Genomic DNA, 16390 nt, shown 5'->3' with positions numbered 1-16390 from the left:
CGGGGAAGCTCAGCCGGCGAGGTATTCGAAGATCGAGCGGGCCGAGATGATGCCCATGTACCAGGTCAGAGCCGCGACCACCGCGCCGAGGACGAGCAGCCACACCGGGTACGCGTACCCCCGCAGCAGTTCGCGACGCCGCCACGCGGCGTACAGCAGGATGGTGAAGCCGATCGGCAGGATGAGCCCGTTGAACCCGCCGGCGAAGACCAGCAGGGCCGACGGCGCGGTACCGATCAGCAGAAAGATCGTCGTGGTGACGCCGATGAACGCGACCGTCGCCCAGGACCGGGGACGCGGCTCGCTGAAGCGCTTGGAGAACGCGTCGAAGAACGACACCGAGGTGAACGCGGCACCGACCACGGAGGTGATGGCCGCCGCCCAGAGGATCACGCCGAACGCCCGCAGCCCGAACTCACCGGCGGCCGACTCGAAGGCCTGCGCGGTCGCGTTGCCCTTGGTGTTGAGCACGACGCCGCCGCTCACCACGCCGAGGATCGCCAGGAAGAGCACGAAGCGCATGATGCCGGTGACGGCGATGCCGGTCAGTGCGCCGCGGGTGACCTCACGGATGTGTTCCGGGCCGGTGGTGCCGCTGTCCAGCAGCCGGTGCGCGCCGGAGTAGGTGATGTAGCCGCCGACCGTACCGCCGATGATGGTGGTGATCGCGGCGAAGTCGATCTCGTCGGGCAGGACGGTCTGGCGCAGCGCCGCGCCGACCGGTGGGTCCGAGACGATCGCGACGTACACGGTCAGCAGGATCATCAGCACGCCGAGCCCGATGAGCAGCCGGTCCATCGCCATCCCGGCCCGCTTGACCACGAAGATGGAGATCGCGATCAGTGCGCTGATCAGGCCGCCGAGCTTGGGGTCCAGGCCCAGGGCGGCGTTGAGGCCCAGCCCCGAGCCGGCCACGTTGCCGATGTTGAAGACCAGGCCACCGAGGATGACCAGCGCCGCCAGCACGTAACCGGCGCCGGGTACGACGGCGTTGGCGAGCTCGTGCGCCCGTTTGCCGCTGACCGAGATGATCCGCCAGATGTTCATCTGGACGACGAAGTCCACGAGGATCGACATCAGGATGCCGAACGCGAACGCGGCACCCAGGGCCGCCGTGAAGGTGGTGGTCTGGGTGATGAATCCGGGCCCGATCGCGCTGGTCGCCATCAGGAAGATGGCGCCGATCAGGGCGGTCCGGCGGGTACGGGCGGGGGTGGGCGTCTGCGTGGTCATGGGCACTCCTCGGATCGTGGTAGTTCGATGGAGGCACCCCTGACCGTAGGGATTGTTCAACGATCACACAAGAGTTGTTGAACAATCCGCCATTACCGGCTCGCGAAATCCACCTGCCACACGCTGGTCCGCCGTACCGGCACCGACTCCAGTGCCTCGAGCACCGGCACCTCGTACGTCGCCCGCCGGATCATCCCGTCGACCGGCAGGTACGCCCGCCCCGGATCCCCGACCAGCACCAACGCGCCGCGCCCGGCCGCGCGCCGCAGGAACGGCAGCACCCGCCCGGCCATCTCCCGGCTGTAGAACACGTCCCCGGCCAGGATCACGTCGGCCTCCGGATACCCGCTCGTGAGCAGATCTCCCTCCACCAACCGGATCGGCACCCCGTTGGCGTCGGCGTTGGCCTCGGCGGCGGCCAGCGAGAGCGGATCGATGTCGTTGGCCGTGACGGTGCGGGCCCCGGCCCGCGCCGCCGCCACCGCGACCAGGCCCGAGCCGGTCGCCAGGTCCAGCACCGCCCGCCCGCTGACCAGCTCCGGCTCGTCGAGCACGTGCCGCGCCAGGGCCTGGCCGCCGGCCCAGGCGAAGGCCCAGAAGGGTGGCGGCTGCTCGGTGCCGGCCGCCTCTGTCCGCTCCCAGAGCTCGATCGGCTCCTCGGCCTGGTAAAGCACCAGTTCGGGGAGGAAGGGCACGGGCGCGAGCCGTGTGTTGGCGCGGACGAAGTCGGTGGACACGTACCGATTCTGCTCAGTTGCTCCGGTGCGGGACCGATCAGGGCAGCGTCCGGCTTTCACCCACGCGCGGAGAGGAGCAACATGCCGACCCGAGCGACGGCTGCCCTCTTCGGCGTCTGGATGGTGGTGCTCGGCGCCGTCTTCGCGCTGGAGCCGGGCTGGCAGTTGCCCGTACACCTGGTCGCGGGGGTCTCCGCCGTGCTGGCTGTGGTCTCCGGCATGCGCCGGCACGACCCGGTCCGGCGCGCGCCGTGGCACCTGCTGGCCGTCTCCGTCGTGCTCTCGGTGCTCGGCACCGGCGCCTACAGCGCCGGACCGGGGGCGCTGCGGGTGGTCCCGAGCCTGCACATGATCGGTACGGGCATGCTGCTCGCCGCCTACCCGGCGCTGGCGCTGGTGCTGTACTGGTTCGTCCGGCTGCGCACGGGCGGCCGCCGCGACCGTGGCGGGCTGCTCGACGCCCTCACGCTGACCTCCGGCGTGGCCCTGCTGGCCTGGACCTTCGTGATCGGTCCACACCTGCGCGACACCGAGCTGTCGGCGGCCGGGCAGTGGATCGCGGTCGCGTTCCCGGTCGGCGACCTGCTCTGCCTGGCCCTGCTGACCCGGCTGCTGACCGTCTCCGGCCGGCGGTTGCCGGCCGGAGGCTGGCTCGCCGCGGGCGTCCTGGCCCTGCTGCTCGCGGATGTCGGCGGCAATCTCGTGACGCTGCGCGACGACATCGCCTTCCTGGCCGCCTTCGGCCGGGTCCCGCTCTACGCCGCCGTCGGCCTGGCCGCGCTGAGCCCCTCGATGGCCGCGCTCACTCAGCCGGTCGCCACTCCGCCGGCCGAGCTGGGCCGGGTCCGCCTCGCCCTGCTCGCGCTCGCCTCGCTGGTCGCCCCGGCCGTGCTGGTCTTCCACGTGAGCGCCGACGGCGAGGTGCCCGACCTGGACGTGGTCGCCGCCCTCAGCGCCTGCACGTTCCTGCTGGTCCTGGCCCGGATGGCGGGCATCATGGCGAGCCACCGGCTGGCCCTGGCCCGCGAGCGCGGTCTGCGCGAGGCTTCGGCGGCGCTGGTCTCCGCGGCCGACGCCGACGAGGTCGGCAATGCGGTCCGCACGGCCGTGGCCCAGCTGCTGCCGGCCGACGTGCCGCACCGGGTGGTGCTGGCCATGGCCATCACCGAGCCGGAGGAGCCCGTCTCGCCCGAGGCGGCGGCCCAGTCCGACCACGACCGCGGCACCGGTACGGCCGCCCGTCTCGTCGCCACCCGCGACGTCGACTGGGCCGTCGCGGTCCGGCTCACCCAGTTCAACATGGTGCTGCGCTGCCCATTGGTGCTGCAGGACCGCCCGACCGGCGACCCGCTCGTCGGCGTGCTGCACGTCGGCGGTCCCACCTGGGCCCTGCTCGGCCTGCAGCGGGCGCTGGAGGTGCTGGCCACCCAGGTCGCCCTGGCGCTGGAGCGGATCGCGCTGAGCCGCGAGGTGACCCGGCGCAACAGCGAGGCCTACTTCCGCACGCTGGTGCAGAACACCTCGGACGTCATCCTGATCATCGACGAGGAGGACCGCGTCCGGTACGCGAGCCCGTCCGCGGGACACGTGCTGGGCGCCGACCCGGTGGGCGTGTCCCTGCCCGACCTGATCCACCCGGGCGACCGGTTGCGACTGGCCGACGTGCTGGCCGCTGTCCGTGGTGGCGAGGGGACGCAGGAGGGCCTGGACTTCCGGGCTGTCGGGCGGCGCCGTACCGAGGTGATGCTCGAGATGCACTGCCGGGACCTGCGAGCGGACCAGACCGTCGCCGGCCTGGTGGTCACGCTGCGCGACGTGACCGAGCGCCGCCAGCTCGAACGCGAGCTCACCCACCAGGCGTTCCACGATTCCCTGACCGGTCTGGCCAACCGGGTGCTGTTCGCCGACCGGTTGCAGCACGCGCTCGCCCGCGGCGCCCGCGACGGTTCGGTGGTCGGCGTGCTCTTCATCGACCTGGACGACTTCAAGATCGTCAACGACACCCTCGGCCACGCGACCGGGGACCAGCTGCTGATCGCGGTGGCCGGCCGGATCGCCGGCGCGCTGCGGGCCGACGACACGGCCGCCCGGCTCGGCGGCGACGAGTTCGCCGCGCTGGTGGAGAACGTGCAGGACCCCGGGGCGGTCGAGGAGACGGCGGCCCGGATCCTGGCGGCCCTGTCCGAGCCGATCATCGTCGACGGGGGGCCGCTGCAGGCTGTGGCCAGCATCGGCATCACCACCACGCCGGAAGCGGACACCGCCGACGCCCTGCTGCGCCAGGCCGACCTGGCCCTGTACGTCGCGAAGGGCGCCGGAAAGAACCAGTGGCGGCGCTACCAGTCGCACCTGCACAGCGCGATGGTGGAGCGGCTGGAACTGCGCTCGGCGCTGGACCACGCGGTCAACGAGGGACACTTCCTGCTGCAGTTCCAGCCCATCGTCGACCTCGCCACCGACGAGGCGGTCGGCTTCGAGGCCCTGGTGCGCTGGCACCATCCGCAGCGCGGGGTCATCGCGCCGGACGAGTTCATCGAGGTGGCCGAGGAGAGCGGGCTGATCGTCCCGATGGGCCGCTGGGTCCTCGACCAGGCGCTGCACACGGTCGCCCAGTGGCGGCGCATCCTGCCGCGCGCCCGCCAGCCGTACGTCTCGGTCAACGTCTCGGTCCGGCAGTTCCGCCAGTCCGGTTTCGTCGAGCAGGTCAAGACGTCGCTGGAGTACGCCGGGGTGCCGGCGCGGGCGCTGATGCTGGAGATCACCGAGACCCTGCTGATGGGCGACGACGAGCAGATCTGGGCGGACCTGGCCGTGTTGCAGGAGCTCGGGGTGCGGATCGCGATCGACGACTTCGGCACCGGCTACTCGTCGCTGGGCTACCTGCGGCAGCGCCCGATCGACGTCCTGAAGATCGACAAGACCTTCATCGACGACATGGTCGGTAGCGAGCAGCAGCTGGCGCTGGTGGCCGGGATCGTGAGCCTGGCCCGGACGCTGAACCTGACCGTGGTCGCCGAGGGCATCGAGGACGCGACCCACCGGCTCATCCTGGCCCAGCTGGGCTGTCCGCTGGGGCAGGGCTACTACTACTCGGCGCCGCTGGACGCAACGGAGGCGCTGGCCTGGCTGCGTAATCCGCTGCCGCTCGCCGTGGCCTGACTTTTCCGCTGCATTTGATTTTATTGCGGAAGCCCCCTCGGGCCCGGGGCGAACGCGAAAGACTTTCGGGTGTTCACCCATCAACCCTGAAAGGACAAATCATGCGACGTCCGGGCCTGCTCCTCGCCGCTGTGCTGCTGGCGACCGGCTCCAGTCTCGCTGTCTCGGCCCCCGCCTCGGCCTCCGACTCGGTGCCCGATCACCGGCGCCACTGCTGGTATCAGTCGAACGGCCATTGGTTCCCCTGGCACCACAACAGGCACAACTGGGACGACTGGGACGACGGCGACCGCTGGAGCGCCGGCACGCCGAGCCGCGACGACCGCCGCCGGCACTGCTACCGCTACCGCGGAGGTGGCGGTGGCGTGGTCATCATCAGCACCGGAGGTGGCCGACGCTGATTCGTCATACGGTGTTCCAGCAGGCCCGGACGCTTCGGCAGCCGGGCCTGCCGCTGCGGGTCAGTACGGGTTGCCCGAGCCCGGCAGCCGGCCGCGCAGGACCCCGCCCAGGCGGCCCGGCAGCGCGGGATCACCGGACAGCGGCGGGCTGTCCGTGTGGGCCCGGTCGGCCAGCCCGGCCACCAGTTCCTTGAGGGTGTGCACCGCGTCCACCAGCGGGCGCCAGCCGAGCTCCGCCTTGATCCGGTCGCACGACATCAGCGGCGCCTTGAGCCCCAGCCGGACCCACCCCACGTCGACCGGCTGCAACCGCAACCGCCAGCTCAGATCGGCCGCGCCGCGCAGGACGAAACCCGGCACCGGCACCTGACGCCCGTGGAACGCGGCGGCCGCGACCGAGGGATCCAGCACCGGCCCGGCGGCCACATTGAAGGCGCCCCGCACATCGGCGAGCAGAGCCCGGGCGTACGCGTCGGCCACGTCGTCGGCGTGCACCGCCTGCACCCGCAGCCCCGGGTGCGAAGGAATCACCGGGATCCGCCCGGAACGCAACAGCCGCGCGGGCAGCAGCGGCCCGGCGAAGTACCGGCCGATCTCCGTGCCGATGTCCCGCTGGAAGATCAGCCCCGGCCGCAGCCGCACGACGCGCAGCGTCGGATGATCCGACTCGACCCGGTCCAGCAGGCCCTCCACCAGCGCCTTGTGCCGGCTGTAGGAGGAACCGAGAATACCCGTACGGGGCCAGGCCTCGGTGACGAACGCATGCTTCGGGCCGGGGGCGTAGGCGCCGACCGAGGAGGCGTACGCCAGCGTCGGCACCCCGGCGCGCAGCACGGCCTCGACCACCGTCCGGCTGCCCAGCACGTTGGTGCGGAACAGCAAACGCTGGTCGTGGCTCGGCTGGATCTGCCAGGCGAGATGCACGACCGCGTCGGCGCCCCGGAAGATCTCGGTGAGCTGCTGCGCGGCGCCGGGAGCGCCGATGTCGCAGGAATGCCAGTCCATCCCGTCGTACGGCTCGACGCTGGGCGGCAGCCGGCGCACCACCCCGGCGAGGTCGATCCCGGGCTCGTTCCGCAGCCTGCGCAGAAGGGCCGTGCCTGAGTTCCCGGTCGCTCCGACGATCACCACTCGCATCGTGTGCTGGTACCCGGCGGGCCGAGGTTGAACCACGGCGCTTCTGGACAAGCTGTTGCCGCACCGGGAGCCGAGAACGCCTTAACCACCCTTAAGCAGAAATCGGCGCCGCCCACCGGGCGGCGCCGATTTCCTGGTGGCCGTGCCTATCGCTTGCTGTGGTACGCCTCGACGATCGAGCTCGGGATGCGGCCCCGCTCGGAAACCTCGTAGCCGTTCTTGGTGGCCCACTCGCGAATGGCCTGATTCTGGTCGCGGCTGGCCCGGCCGGTGCTCGCCGGGGCGGCCCCGCGCCGGGCGGAACGCGACTCGACGCCGGAGCGGCCGACCCGCGTCGCCACCGCGAGGTACGGGTCCAACGCCTTACGCAGCTTGCCGGCGTTCTTCTCCGACAGGTCGATCGTGTAGTTCACACCGTCGAGTCCGAACTCGACGGTGCGGTCGGCCTCGCCGCCGTCGAGGTCATCGGTCAGAAGGGTAATTACCTGCTTGGCCATGATGTGGTTGCTCCCGGGACGGTGCCATTGTCTATGAGAATTCCTGCGTATTCATTCTGTCCGTCCGTGCCGACGTGTGCAAATTGTCCGCCCTGCATGTCGCGCAGATCATCCGACGCATTCGTGTGACCCGGCCCGGGGCCGCGGCCGGGGAAAGGGGCGCGGAGAGGGCCGGGCGGGCCGCCGCGGGGCGAGAACTTCACGAAACTTCCCGGCAACACTTCTCACGCCTGTCAATATGTTGTACGTTGCGTGGGAGCGCTCCCACGTCGCCCCTCCCCGGGGCATCCCCACCACCAGGAGCAGTCATGAGACGTGTCATCCGGGCCGTCACGGCCGCCGCTCTGCTCGCCGCGGGCGCGATCACGACAACCGTGATCGCCAGTCCCGCGAGTGCGGACACGCAGATCTGCGAGCAGTACGGCTCCACCACCATCGGCGGCCGTTACGTGGTGCAGAACAACCGCTGGGGCACCACCGCCCAGCAGTGCATCAATGTCACCGACAGCGGCTTCTCCATCACCTCCCAGCAGGGCGTCGGCAGCACCAGCGGCGCGCCGGTGTCCTACCCGTCGGTCTTCTACGGCTGCCATTACACGAACTGTTCGCCCGGCACGAATCTGCCGATCCAGGTCAGCTCGATCAGCAGCGCGACGAGCAGCATCAACTACAACTTCGTCTCCGGTGCGACCTACAACGCGTCGTACGACATCTGGCTGGACCCGACGCCCCGGCGTGACGGTGTCAACGCCATGGAGATCATGATCTGGTTCAACAAGCAGGGCTCGATCCAGCCGATCGGCTCGGCCGTGGGCAACACCACCATCGGTGGCCGCACCTGGCAGGTCTGGCAGGGCAGCAACGGCTCCAACAACGTCATCTCGTACGTCGCGCCGTCGGCGATCTCGAGCTGGAGCTTCAGCGTCCTGGACTTCATCAACGACGTGCGCAGCCGTGGCGCGATCACCAACTCGTGGTACCTGACCAGCATCCAGGCCGGCTTCGAGCCGTGGATCGGCGGCACCGGCCTGGCCGTGAACAGCTTCTCGGCGGCGGTCAACGGGGGCGGCGCCCCGCCCACCACCCCGCCGCCCGGCGGGCCCACCACCCCGCCGCCCGGCACCGCGGCCTGCCGCGTGACCTACGCGGCGGACTCGTGGGGCAGCGGCTTCGTGGCCAACGTGACCGTGGCCAACACCGGCAGCAGCGCGGTCAACGGCTGGACGCTCGGCTTCACCCTCCCGAGTGGTCAGACGGTGACCAACTCGTGGAACGCCGCCCTGTCCGGCACCAGCGGCGCGCTCACCGCCCGCAACACGACGCACAACGGCAGCCTGCCGGCCGGTGGTAGCGCCTCGTTCGGCTTCCAGGGCACCTACAGCGGCACCTTCGCCAGCCCGTCCGCGTTCACCCTCAACGGTTCGGCCTGCACCAGGGCCTGATCCGTCCCCAGCATCACAGCAGCCCCGCCCCGTCGCCGATCAACCCGGCGGCGGGGCGGCCGGCGTTATCCGCAGGGCTGCCGGGGCGTGCGCCGGGACCGCGGGGGATCGAGGTGGCACCGGCTCGACGCGTTCGTAGGGTGCGCCCAGCGCGGGCCGCGGATCCGTATCGCCTTTGTGGGGCCACAGCGCCAGGGCCCGCTCGGCCAGCGCGGTGATGGTCAGCGACGGGTTCACCCCGAGGTTGGCCGGGATCACCGAACCGTCCACCACGTGCAGGCCGGGGTAGCCGTACACGCGCTGGTAGGGGTCGACCACGCCGGTCACGGGGGAGTCGCCGATGGTCACGCCACCGAGGATGTGCGCGGTCATCGGGATGTCGAAGACGTCACCCACCGAGCCGCCGGGATGGCCACCGATCTTGGCGGCCATCCGGCGTACCGCCTCGTGACCGACCGGGATCCAGGTCGGGTTGACCGGGCCGTGGCCGGGCCCGGTGGTGAGCCGGCCGCGCTTGGTGCGCCGTACCGTCAAGGAGTTGTCCACGGTCTGCATGACCAGCGCGATGATGGTCCGGTCGCTCCAGCGCCGCTTCGACAGTGACCGCAGCAGCGTGCGCGGATGGCGCAGCGCCTGGCCGAGGAAGCGGACCGGCCGCGGCACGCGGCCGCCGCCGTCCACCAGCAGGGTGGTGAGCAGGCCCATCGCGTTGCTGCCGGGTCCGTAGCGGACCGGCTCGATGTGGGTCTCGGCGTCCGGGTGGAAACTCGAGGTGATCGCCACCCCGCGGGAGAACGGCTTCTCCGGTACGGACACAGCCTGCGCGCCGAGCAGCGCCTCGGAGTTCGTCCGGGTCAGCGCGCCGAGCCGGTCGGAGACTCCGGGCAGCACACCGGTGTCCCGCATGGCGTGCAGGAGCCGCTGGGTGCCGAGCGCCCCGGCTGACAGCACCACCTCCCGCGCGGTGAACGTGCCCTGCGAGGTGGTCAGCTCCCAGCCGTCGTCGACAGGCCGCAACACTGAGACGGTGGTGTCCGGGTGCACGACCGCACCGGCCCGCTCGGCGAGATAGAGGTAGTTCAGGTCGAGCCGGTTCTTCGCCCCGAACCGGCAACCGATCATGCAGTCGCCGCACTCGATGCACCCGGTCCGGGCGGGCCCGGCCCCGCCGAAATAGGGATCCGGCACGGTCCGGCCCGGCTCACCGAAGAACACCCCGACCGGGGTACGCCGGAACGTGCCGCCGACCCCCATGTCCTGCGCGACGGACCGGATGACCTCGTCGGAGGGGGTCATCGAGGGCTGCACGGTGACGCCGAGCATCCGGGAGGCCTGCGCGTAGTGCGGCTCCAGCTCCCGGGCCCAGTCGGTGATCCCGGCCCAGCGGGGATCGGCGAAGAACGCGGCCGGCGGCTGGTAGAGCGTGTTCGCGTACACCAGGGAACCGCCGCCGACGCCCGCCGCGGAGAGCACGATGATGTCCTTGAGCAGGGTGATCCGCTGCATGCCACGCAGACCCAGCGCGGGCGCCCAGAGGAAGGCCCGCAGATCCCAGGACGTCCTGGGCAGCGTCTCGGGGGTGAAGCGCCGGCCGGCCTCGAGCACACCGACCCGGTAACCCTTCTCGGTCAACCGCAACGCGGTGACGCTCCCGCCGAACCCGCTGCCCACGACGACGATGTCGTAGTCCGTCATGCCGCTCAGCTCATCACGTCGAAGCCCGTCGAACCAGACCTGACGAGCACCTTGATGTGCTCGCCGCTCTCCGCATCGGCGAAGGCCGCAGCGGCCCCGGCCAACGGATGTACCGCCGTCACGAAATCGGCGGCCGTGACCACCTGCTCGCGCAGCAGCGTCATCGCGTCCGCGTAGTCCTCCGGCAGGTACGTCGCACTGCCCTGGATCCGCAACTGGCTGTCCTGCAGCAACGCGAGGGGAATCGTCACCTCGCCGGCGGGCACGCCCACCACCACGACCGTGCCGCCCTTGTCGGCGACGGCCAGCGCCTGCGTCGTCGTCGACTGCTCGGCCACGCAGTCGAAGACCACGTCGGCGCTCTCGCCCAGCGCTGCGCGTACCTGATCGGCTGCGTCCCCGGCGGTCGCGTCCACGGCCGCGTCCGCGCCGAAAGCCAGCGCCCGCTTGCGGCTGCGGGCCGACCGGGCCGTCACGACGATCCGCCGGGCGCCCTGCGCCCGCGCCACCTTCAGCGTCAGCAGGCCGATCGTCCCCACCCCGAGGATCGCCACCGCCCGGTCCCGGACGCCGCCGGCCAGCCGGATCGCGTGCACCGGCGTCGACAGCGGCTCGATCAGCGCCGCCGTCGCGTCGTCGAATTCCTCGGGCACGACATGCAGGCGCCGCGCGTCGATGGTGAACACCTCGGCCATGCCGCCCTGCTCGGAGCCGCAGCCGAAGAAGCCGAGCCGCTCGCAGAGATTCTGCCGGCCGGCCCGGCACTGCTTGCACTCCCAGCACGGCAGATCCGGCTCGACGGTGGCCCGCTGCCCGGCCCGCACCGAGGTCACGCCCGCCGCCACCGCGGTGACCACACCGACCACCTCATGACCCGGCGCGTACGGCGGATGAACGTTGGGATGCCGGCCCCGCAGGGCGTGCGTGTCAGAGCCGCAGACGCCGGCCACCACCATCCGCAGCTGAGCCTCCCCGGGTCCCGGCTCCGGCGCCGCCGCCTCGACCACCCGTACCTCGTCCGGCAGCACCACGACACGCATCATGGCTGGAGCATAGGACCTGGGTTTACGCTAAGCCGTGCGTGCAGCGACGATGGCCGACATCGCCCGGCGTGCCGGCGTGTCCCGGATCGCCGTCTCGTACGCCCTCAACGGCCGTCCCGGCGTCTCCGCCGACCTGCGGCAACGCATCCTGGGCATCGCCCGGGAGCTGGGCTACCGGGCGAACGGCCCGGCGCTGGCCCTGCACGGCGCCGCGGCCCACGCGATCGGGCTGGTGCTGCTGCGCTCGTCGGCCGCGCTGACCGTGGAGGTCTTCCGCCGTCAGCTGATCGCCGGCATCCAGGCGGAGCTGGCCGGGCGCGGCTTCGGGCTGGCGCTGCAGCTGGTGGCGGATCTGGAGGAGGAGGCGCAGGTGCACCGCCGCTGGAGCGCCGAGCGCCGGGTGGACGGGGTGCTGATCTGCGACCCCCGGGAGGACGACCCCCGGCTGGCCGCGGTCCGCCGGCTGGGCCTGCCGGCGGCGCTGATCGCGAGCACGCCGGACGACGGCATGCCGGGCGCGTGGTGCGACGACCGGGGCTGGACGCTGGAGCTGGTGGAGCACCTGGCCGGGCTGGGCCACGTCCGGGTCGCCCGGGTCAGCGGCCCGGCCGGGATGGTGCACACCAGGATCCGGGACGACACCATGGCCCGGGCCTGCGCGGAGCGGGGGATGACGCTCACCATCGTGCGGGCCGACTACACGGGCCGCGAGGGCGCGGAGCGGACCCGCGAGCTGCTGCGCGACCGGCAGCGACCGACGGCGATCGTGTACGACAACGACGTGATGGCGGTGGCCGGGCTGGGGGTGGCGGGGGAGCTGGGATTGGCGGTGCCGGCGGACCTGTCGGTGGTGGCCTGTGAGGATTCGCCGCTGTGTCAGGTGGTGGGGCCGCCGTTGACGGTGATCCGGCGGGATATCGCGGCTTATGGGGGGTTGGCGGCGGCGCAGTTGTTCGCGGCGCTGGACGGGGAGGTGCGGGCGCCGGTGCAGGCCGAGAGCGGCCGTCTCGAGGTGCGGCGGAGCACGGGGCCGGCCTGAGGGGCGTTCGCTGCGGGCGTTTGTTGCGCCTGTCCGGCTTCAATGCCGCCGGATGGCGCGGCCCTGCTGTTGACGCCGGTCGTACTGCTCTGGTCTTTGTTTCCCGTGGCCGGCTCTAGTCTTTGTTTTCCGTGGTCGGCTCTTGGTTCTCCGCGGTCGGTGGCGGCGCTGTGCTGGCGCGGGCGACCAGGTGGGCGGGCTCGTCGAGCCGGCTGGTCACCTCGTCCCCGGCGATGACCGCGAGCAGCAGCCGGGCGGCGTTCTCGCCGTAGGCGACGATGTCGCGGGTCAGCGCGGTCAGCGGCGGATGCACGAGCCCACAGACCGGCGAGTCGTCCCAGGCGACGATGGACAGCTCGGCCGGCACGGCGAACCCCAGCTCCTGCGCGGTGGCCAGCCCGGCGATGGCCATGATGTCGTTGTCGTACACGATCGCCGTCGGCCGCGGCCGGGTGTGCAGCAGGTCGCGGGTGGCGCGGGCGCCGGCCTCCCCGGTGTAGTCGGTCCAGACCGTGGTCGCCCCGGTGATCCCCAGCCGTTCGCAGGTCTCGGCGAAGGCCCGGCTGCGCGCGCCGGTGTGGGCCAGCTCGGGGATCCCCGCGACCCGGGCGATCCGGCGATGACCGAGCCCGGCCAGGTGTTCGACCGCCTCGGTCACCGACACCGCGTCGTCGGACCAGAGGCTGGGCAGCAGCTCACCCTCGGTGGGCGGCCCCACGACCACGGCGGGGAGGCCGATCTCGGCCACGGCCGGCACCCGCGGGTCGTCGGCGCGGACGTCACAGAGCAGCACCCCGTCGACCCGGCCTTCGATCCACCACTGCCGGTAGACCTCGATCTCCGCCGCCGGGTCGTCATCGGGGACCATCTGCAGCAGCAACGCGTACGAGCGGATGGACAGTTCGGCCTCGAGCCCGCTGACGAGCTCCATGAAGAACGGCTCCACGCCGAGCGTGCTGGCGGGCCGCCGCAACGCGAGCCCGACGACCTTGGCGGGCGCACCGGCCAGCGCCCGGGCGGCGGCACTGGCCCGGAACCCCAGCCGGTCGGCGATCGCCAGGATGCGCGCACGGGTGACCTCGGAAACGCCCGGCCGGTCGTTCAACGCGTACGAGACGGCACCTTTGGAGACCCCGGCCTCGCGGGCGATATCGGCGATCGTCGGTCTCTTCACCTTCGTGACCCTAAGCCTCGCCTGCCAGAAGCCGGCGGCCCTAGGGCAGGAAGCCGAGCCGCCGCGCGGTCACGACCGTCTCCATCCGGCCGTGCGTGCCGAGCTTGCGCATCGCGTTGCGCAGGTAGCTCTTGACCGTCTCCGGCAGCAGGCCGAGCCGCCGCGCAGCCTCGGCATTGCCGCACCCCACCGCGACCATCGCCAGGACATCCAGCTCCCGCGGCGACAACGGATTGTGCGGCCGCGCCGAGCTGCCGGACTGGGCGAGCAGCGCACACACCTCCTGCAGCCGGGACCGCAGCGCCGGGTCGTCGACCTGCTGCGCGATCGTGCGCAGGTCAGCGTGCGCCTGCCGGACGTCCTCCCACTCCGGGGCGGCCGGCGCCGCACGGGTCAGGGCCGCGGTCGTCTCCAGCTCGGCGATCCGGCGCTGCACTTCCCGGCGTACGGTCAGCTCGGTGCCGACCCGCACCGCCACCTGGCTCATCGCGTCGAGCGCGCGGATCCCCACCGACAGTGGCTCGCGCGTGCCGGCATAGAGCACCGCCAGAACGGAACCGCCCACCATGACCGGCATCGCGGCGATCGCGCGCAGCCCTTCGGCGGTGACCGGCTTGTCGTACTCGTGGCTGATCCGCGGGTCGGCGGCGTAGTCCTCGACCCGGCCCGGGCGGGCCGTGCTGACGACGCGCCCACCGAGACCCTGCCCGGCGCTGACCACCAGCCCGTGCAGCGCGCCGGTCACGGTGCCGGCGAAGTCGGTCAGCCGCATGGCCCGTCCGTCGGCCGCCACCGCTCCGCCGAACGCGACCGGCAGCCCGGTCACCCGCCGGACCCGGCCCAGCGCGGCGGACAGATCGGCTGTTTCGAGCACGTCACCAGCATGTCGCGGACCGGGTGCGCGGTCCACCCCTGAACGGGGGTGGTGCCACCCGGCGAACCGGCTCATGCTGCAGAGATGCTCTCGTATGCCTCCGGGACTTCGGACGTGCCGCTGCTCGGCGAGACGATCGGCGCGAACCTCGAACGCACGGTCGCCACGCACGGCGACCGCGAGGCGCTGGTGGACGTGGCCGCCGGACGCCGCTGGACGTACGCGGAGTTCAACGTCGCGGTGAACGAGATCGCCCGTGGCCTGCTGGCCCGCGGTACCGACAAGGGCGACCGGGTAGGCATCTGGGCACCGAACTGCGCGGAATGGGTGATCACGCAGTACGCCACCGCCAAGATCGGCGCGATCCTGGTGAACGTGAACCCCGCGTACCGCACCCACGAACTCGCCTATGTGGTCCGCCAGTCGGGCGTACGCCTGCTGATCAGCGCGGTCAGGTTCAAGACCAGCGACTACCGCGGCATGATCGCCGAGATCGGCTTCACCGACACGATTTTCATCGGCACGCCGGACTGGAACGACCTGATCGCCGCCGGCCGGGGCCTCTCGCTGGAGGAACGCGCCGCGTCGCTGGCCTTCGACGACCCGATCAACATCCAGTACACGTCCGGCACGACGGGTTTCCCGAAAGGCGCGACGCTGTCGCACCACAACATCCTCAACAACGGCTTCTTCGTCGGCGAACTGGTCGGCTACACCGAGCAGGACCGGATCTGCATCCCGGTGCCGCTGTACCACTGCTTCGGCATGGTGATGGGCAACCTCGCGGCGACCTCTCACGGTGCGTGCATGGTCCTGCCGGCCCAGGGCTTCGACCCGGCGGCCTCGCTGCGGGCGGTCACCCAGGAGAGCTGCACTTCCCTGTACGGCGTCCCGACCATGTTCATCGCCGAGCTGGGCCTGCCCGACTTCACGACGTACGACCTGTCCTCGCTGCGTACCGGAATCATGGCGGGCTCGCCGTGCCCGGTGGAGGTGATGAAACGGGTCGTGGCGGAGATGCACATGACCGAAGTGGCGATCTGCTACGGCATGACCGAAACTTCGCCGGTCTCGACGATGACCCGCCGCGACGACGGTCTGGACCGGCGAACGGAAACGGTGGGCCGCGTGATGCCGCACCTGGAGTCGAAGGTCGTCGACCCGGCGACGGGCCGGCCGCTGCCGCACGGCGAGGCCGGGGAGCTGTGCACTCGCGGCTACTCGGTGATGCTGGGCTACTGGAACCAGGCGGAGGCGACCGCGGAAGCGATCGACGAAGCGCGCTGGATGCACACGGGCGACCTGGCCACAATGGACGAACACGGCTACGTGAACATCGTCGGCCGCATCAAGGACCTGGTGATCCGAGGCGGCGAGAACGTATACCCGAGAGAGGTGGAGGAATTCCTGTACTCCCACCCGGACGTATCGGACGTCCAGGTGATCGGCGTCCCCGACCAGAAGTACGGCGAAGAACTGATGGCATGGGTGGTGCTGCGCCCGGGAGCGACGCCGCTGACCACGGAGGCGGTACGGGAGTTCTGCAAGGGGAAGCTGGCCCATTACAAGGTGCCGCGGTATGTGCATGTGGTGGAGGACTTCCCGATGACGGTGACCGGGAAGGTGCGAAAGGTGGAGATGCGCGAGCGGGCGGTGGAGATCCTGGACCTCCACGCCGCCGCTGACATTCGCAACGCTTAACACCATTCGTTCCCCGCAGTACGTACCTCGACGCTTGCCGCGTGCCCGCCACGTTCGTCTTGCCGTGCCGGCCGCTTTCGCCTTGTCGCGCGCCGTCCAACTCTCGCTACGCCGGCCGACCTCGCCACGCCTGCCTGCCGGTCGGCCGGCTCACCGTGTCGGTCGGCCTCGCCTTGCGCGCCACCCGGCCGTCTCGCCTTGCCGCGCCACCCGGCCGTCTCGCCTTGCGGTGCCGCCAGCCGTGCCGTGCCGGCCAGC

General features: G+C 71.4%; 13 protein-coding genes. 5 read left to right on the top strand and 8 right to left on the bottom strand.

Features of this window, described 5'->3' with window-relative positions:
* Positions 1-9: 9 nt before the first annotated feature.
* A complete protein-coding gene (locus Aau02nite_RS07665) occupies positions 10-1233 on the bottom strand; it encodes an NRAMP family divalent metal transporter (protein ID WP_212987616.1) in 1224 nt (407 codons plus the stop codon).
* Positions 1234-1325: 92 nt separating this feature from the next.
* Positions 1326-1970, bottom strand: a complete 645-nt coding sequence (locus tag Aau02nite_RS07660) for a class I SAM-dependent methyltransferase (RefSeq protein WP_212987615.1) — start codon at positions 1968-1970, stop codon at positions 1326-1328.
* An 81-nt stretch (positions 1971-2051) separates the two neighbouring features.
* Here Aau02nite_RS07660 and Aau02nite_RS07655 point away from each other — a divergent pair, with 81 nt between their 5' ends.
* Both Aau02nite_RS07655 and Aau02nite_RS07650 read left to right on the top strand, forming a co-directional pair.
* Positions 2052-5129, top strand: coding sequence for a putative bifunctional diguanylate cyclase/phosphodiesterase (locus Aau02nite_RS07655; RefSeq protein ID WP_212987614.1), 3078 nt, complete (start codon positions 2052-2054; stop codon positions 5127-5129).
* A gap of 101 nt (positions 5130-5230) precedes the next feature.
* On the top strand, positions 5231-5530 hold the full coding sequence (locus Aau02nite_RS07650; protein ID WP_212987613.1) for a hypothetical protein: 300 nt from the start codon (positions 5231-5233) through the stop codon (positions 5528-5530).
* A 60-nt stretch (positions 5531-5590) separates the two neighbouring features.
* On the opposite strand, the gene Aau02nite_RS07645 is transcribed toward Aau02nite_RS07650, so the two are convergent.
* Both Aau02nite_RS07645 and Aau02nite_RS07640 read right to left on the bottom strand, forming a co-directional pair.
* Positions 5591-6667, bottom strand: coding sequence for an NAD-dependent epimerase/dehydratase family protein (locus Aau02nite_RS07645; protein ID WP_212987612.1), 1077 nt, complete (start codon positions 6665-6667; stop codon positions 5591-5593).
* A 146-nt stretch (positions 6668-6813) separates the two neighbouring features.
* Positions 6814-7164, bottom strand: a complete 351-nt coding sequence (locus Aau02nite_RS07640) for a histone-like nucleoid-structuring protein Lsr2 (protein WP_212987611.1) — start codon at positions 7162-7164, stop codon at positions 6814-6816.
* Between the two features lie 308 nt (positions 7165-7472).
* Here Aau02nite_RS07640 and Aau02nite_RS07635 point away from each other — a divergent pair, with 308 nt between their 5' ends.
* Positions 7473-8606 carry a glycoside hydrolase family 12 protein gene (locus Aau02nite_RS07635; RefSeq protein WP_212987610.1) on the top strand — a complete coding sequence of 378 codons (1134 nt, stop codon included), beginning with the start codon at positions 7473-7475 and terminating at the stop codon, positions 8604-8606.
* Between the two features lie 39 nt (positions 8607-8645).
* Here Aau02nite_RS07635 and Aau02nite_RS07630 read toward each other — a convergent pair whose 3' ends face one another.
* Positions 8646-10301, bottom strand: a complete 1656-nt coding sequence (locus Aau02nite_RS07630) for a GMC oxidoreductase (RefSeq protein ID WP_212987609.1) — start codon at positions 10299-10301, stop codon at positions 8646-8648.
* A gap of 5 nt (positions 10302-10306) precedes the next feature.
* A complete protein-coding gene (locus tag Aau02nite_RS07625; protein WP_212987608.1) occupies positions 10307-11344 on the bottom strand; it encodes a zinc-dependent alcohol dehydrogenase in 1038 nt (345 codons plus the stop codon).
* Between the two features lie 34 nt (positions 11345-11378).
* On the opposite strand from Aau02nite_RS07625, the gene Aau02nite_RS07620 reads away from it, so the two are divergent.
* Positions 11379-12383, top strand: coding sequence for a LacI family DNA-binding transcriptional regulator (locus tag Aau02nite_RS07620; RefSeq protein ID WP_438841108.1), 1005 nt, complete (start codon positions 11379-11381; stop codon positions 12381-12383).
* A 115-nt stretch (positions 12384-12498) separates the two neighbouring features.
* Here Aau02nite_RS07620 and Aau02nite_RS07615 read toward each other — a convergent pair whose 3' ends face one another.
* A complete protein-coding gene (locus Aau02nite_RS07615; RefSeq protein ID WP_212987607.1) occupies positions 12499-13557 on the bottom strand; it encodes a LacI family DNA-binding transcriptional regulator in 1059 nt (352 codons plus the stop codon).
* A 40-nt stretch (positions 13558-13597) separates the two neighbouring features.
* Positions 13598-14431: a helix-turn-helix transcriptional regulator gene (locus tag Aau02nite_RS07610; protein WP_246594971.1), complete on the bottom strand. Its 834-nt coding sequence runs from the start codon at positions 14429-14431 to the stop codon at positions 13598-13600.
* Between the two features lie 84 nt (positions 14432-14515).
* Between Aau02nite_RS07610 and Aau02nite_RS07605 the strand changes: the two genes are divergently transcribed.
* Positions 14516-16132, top strand: coding sequence for an AMP-binding protein (locus tag Aau02nite_RS07605; RefSeq protein ID WP_212987605.1), 1617 nt, complete (start codon positions 14516-14518; stop codon positions 16130-16132).
* The last annotated feature ends 258 nt before the right edge of the window (positions 16133-16390 follow it).

This window comes from Actinoplanes auranticolor (assembly GCF_018332655.1).
Lineage (GTDB): Bacteria > Actinomycetota > Actinomycetes > Mycobacteriales > Micromonosporaceae > Actinoplanes > Actinoplanes auranticolor.
This window is presented reverse-complemented; position numbering and strand designations above follow the sequence as displayed.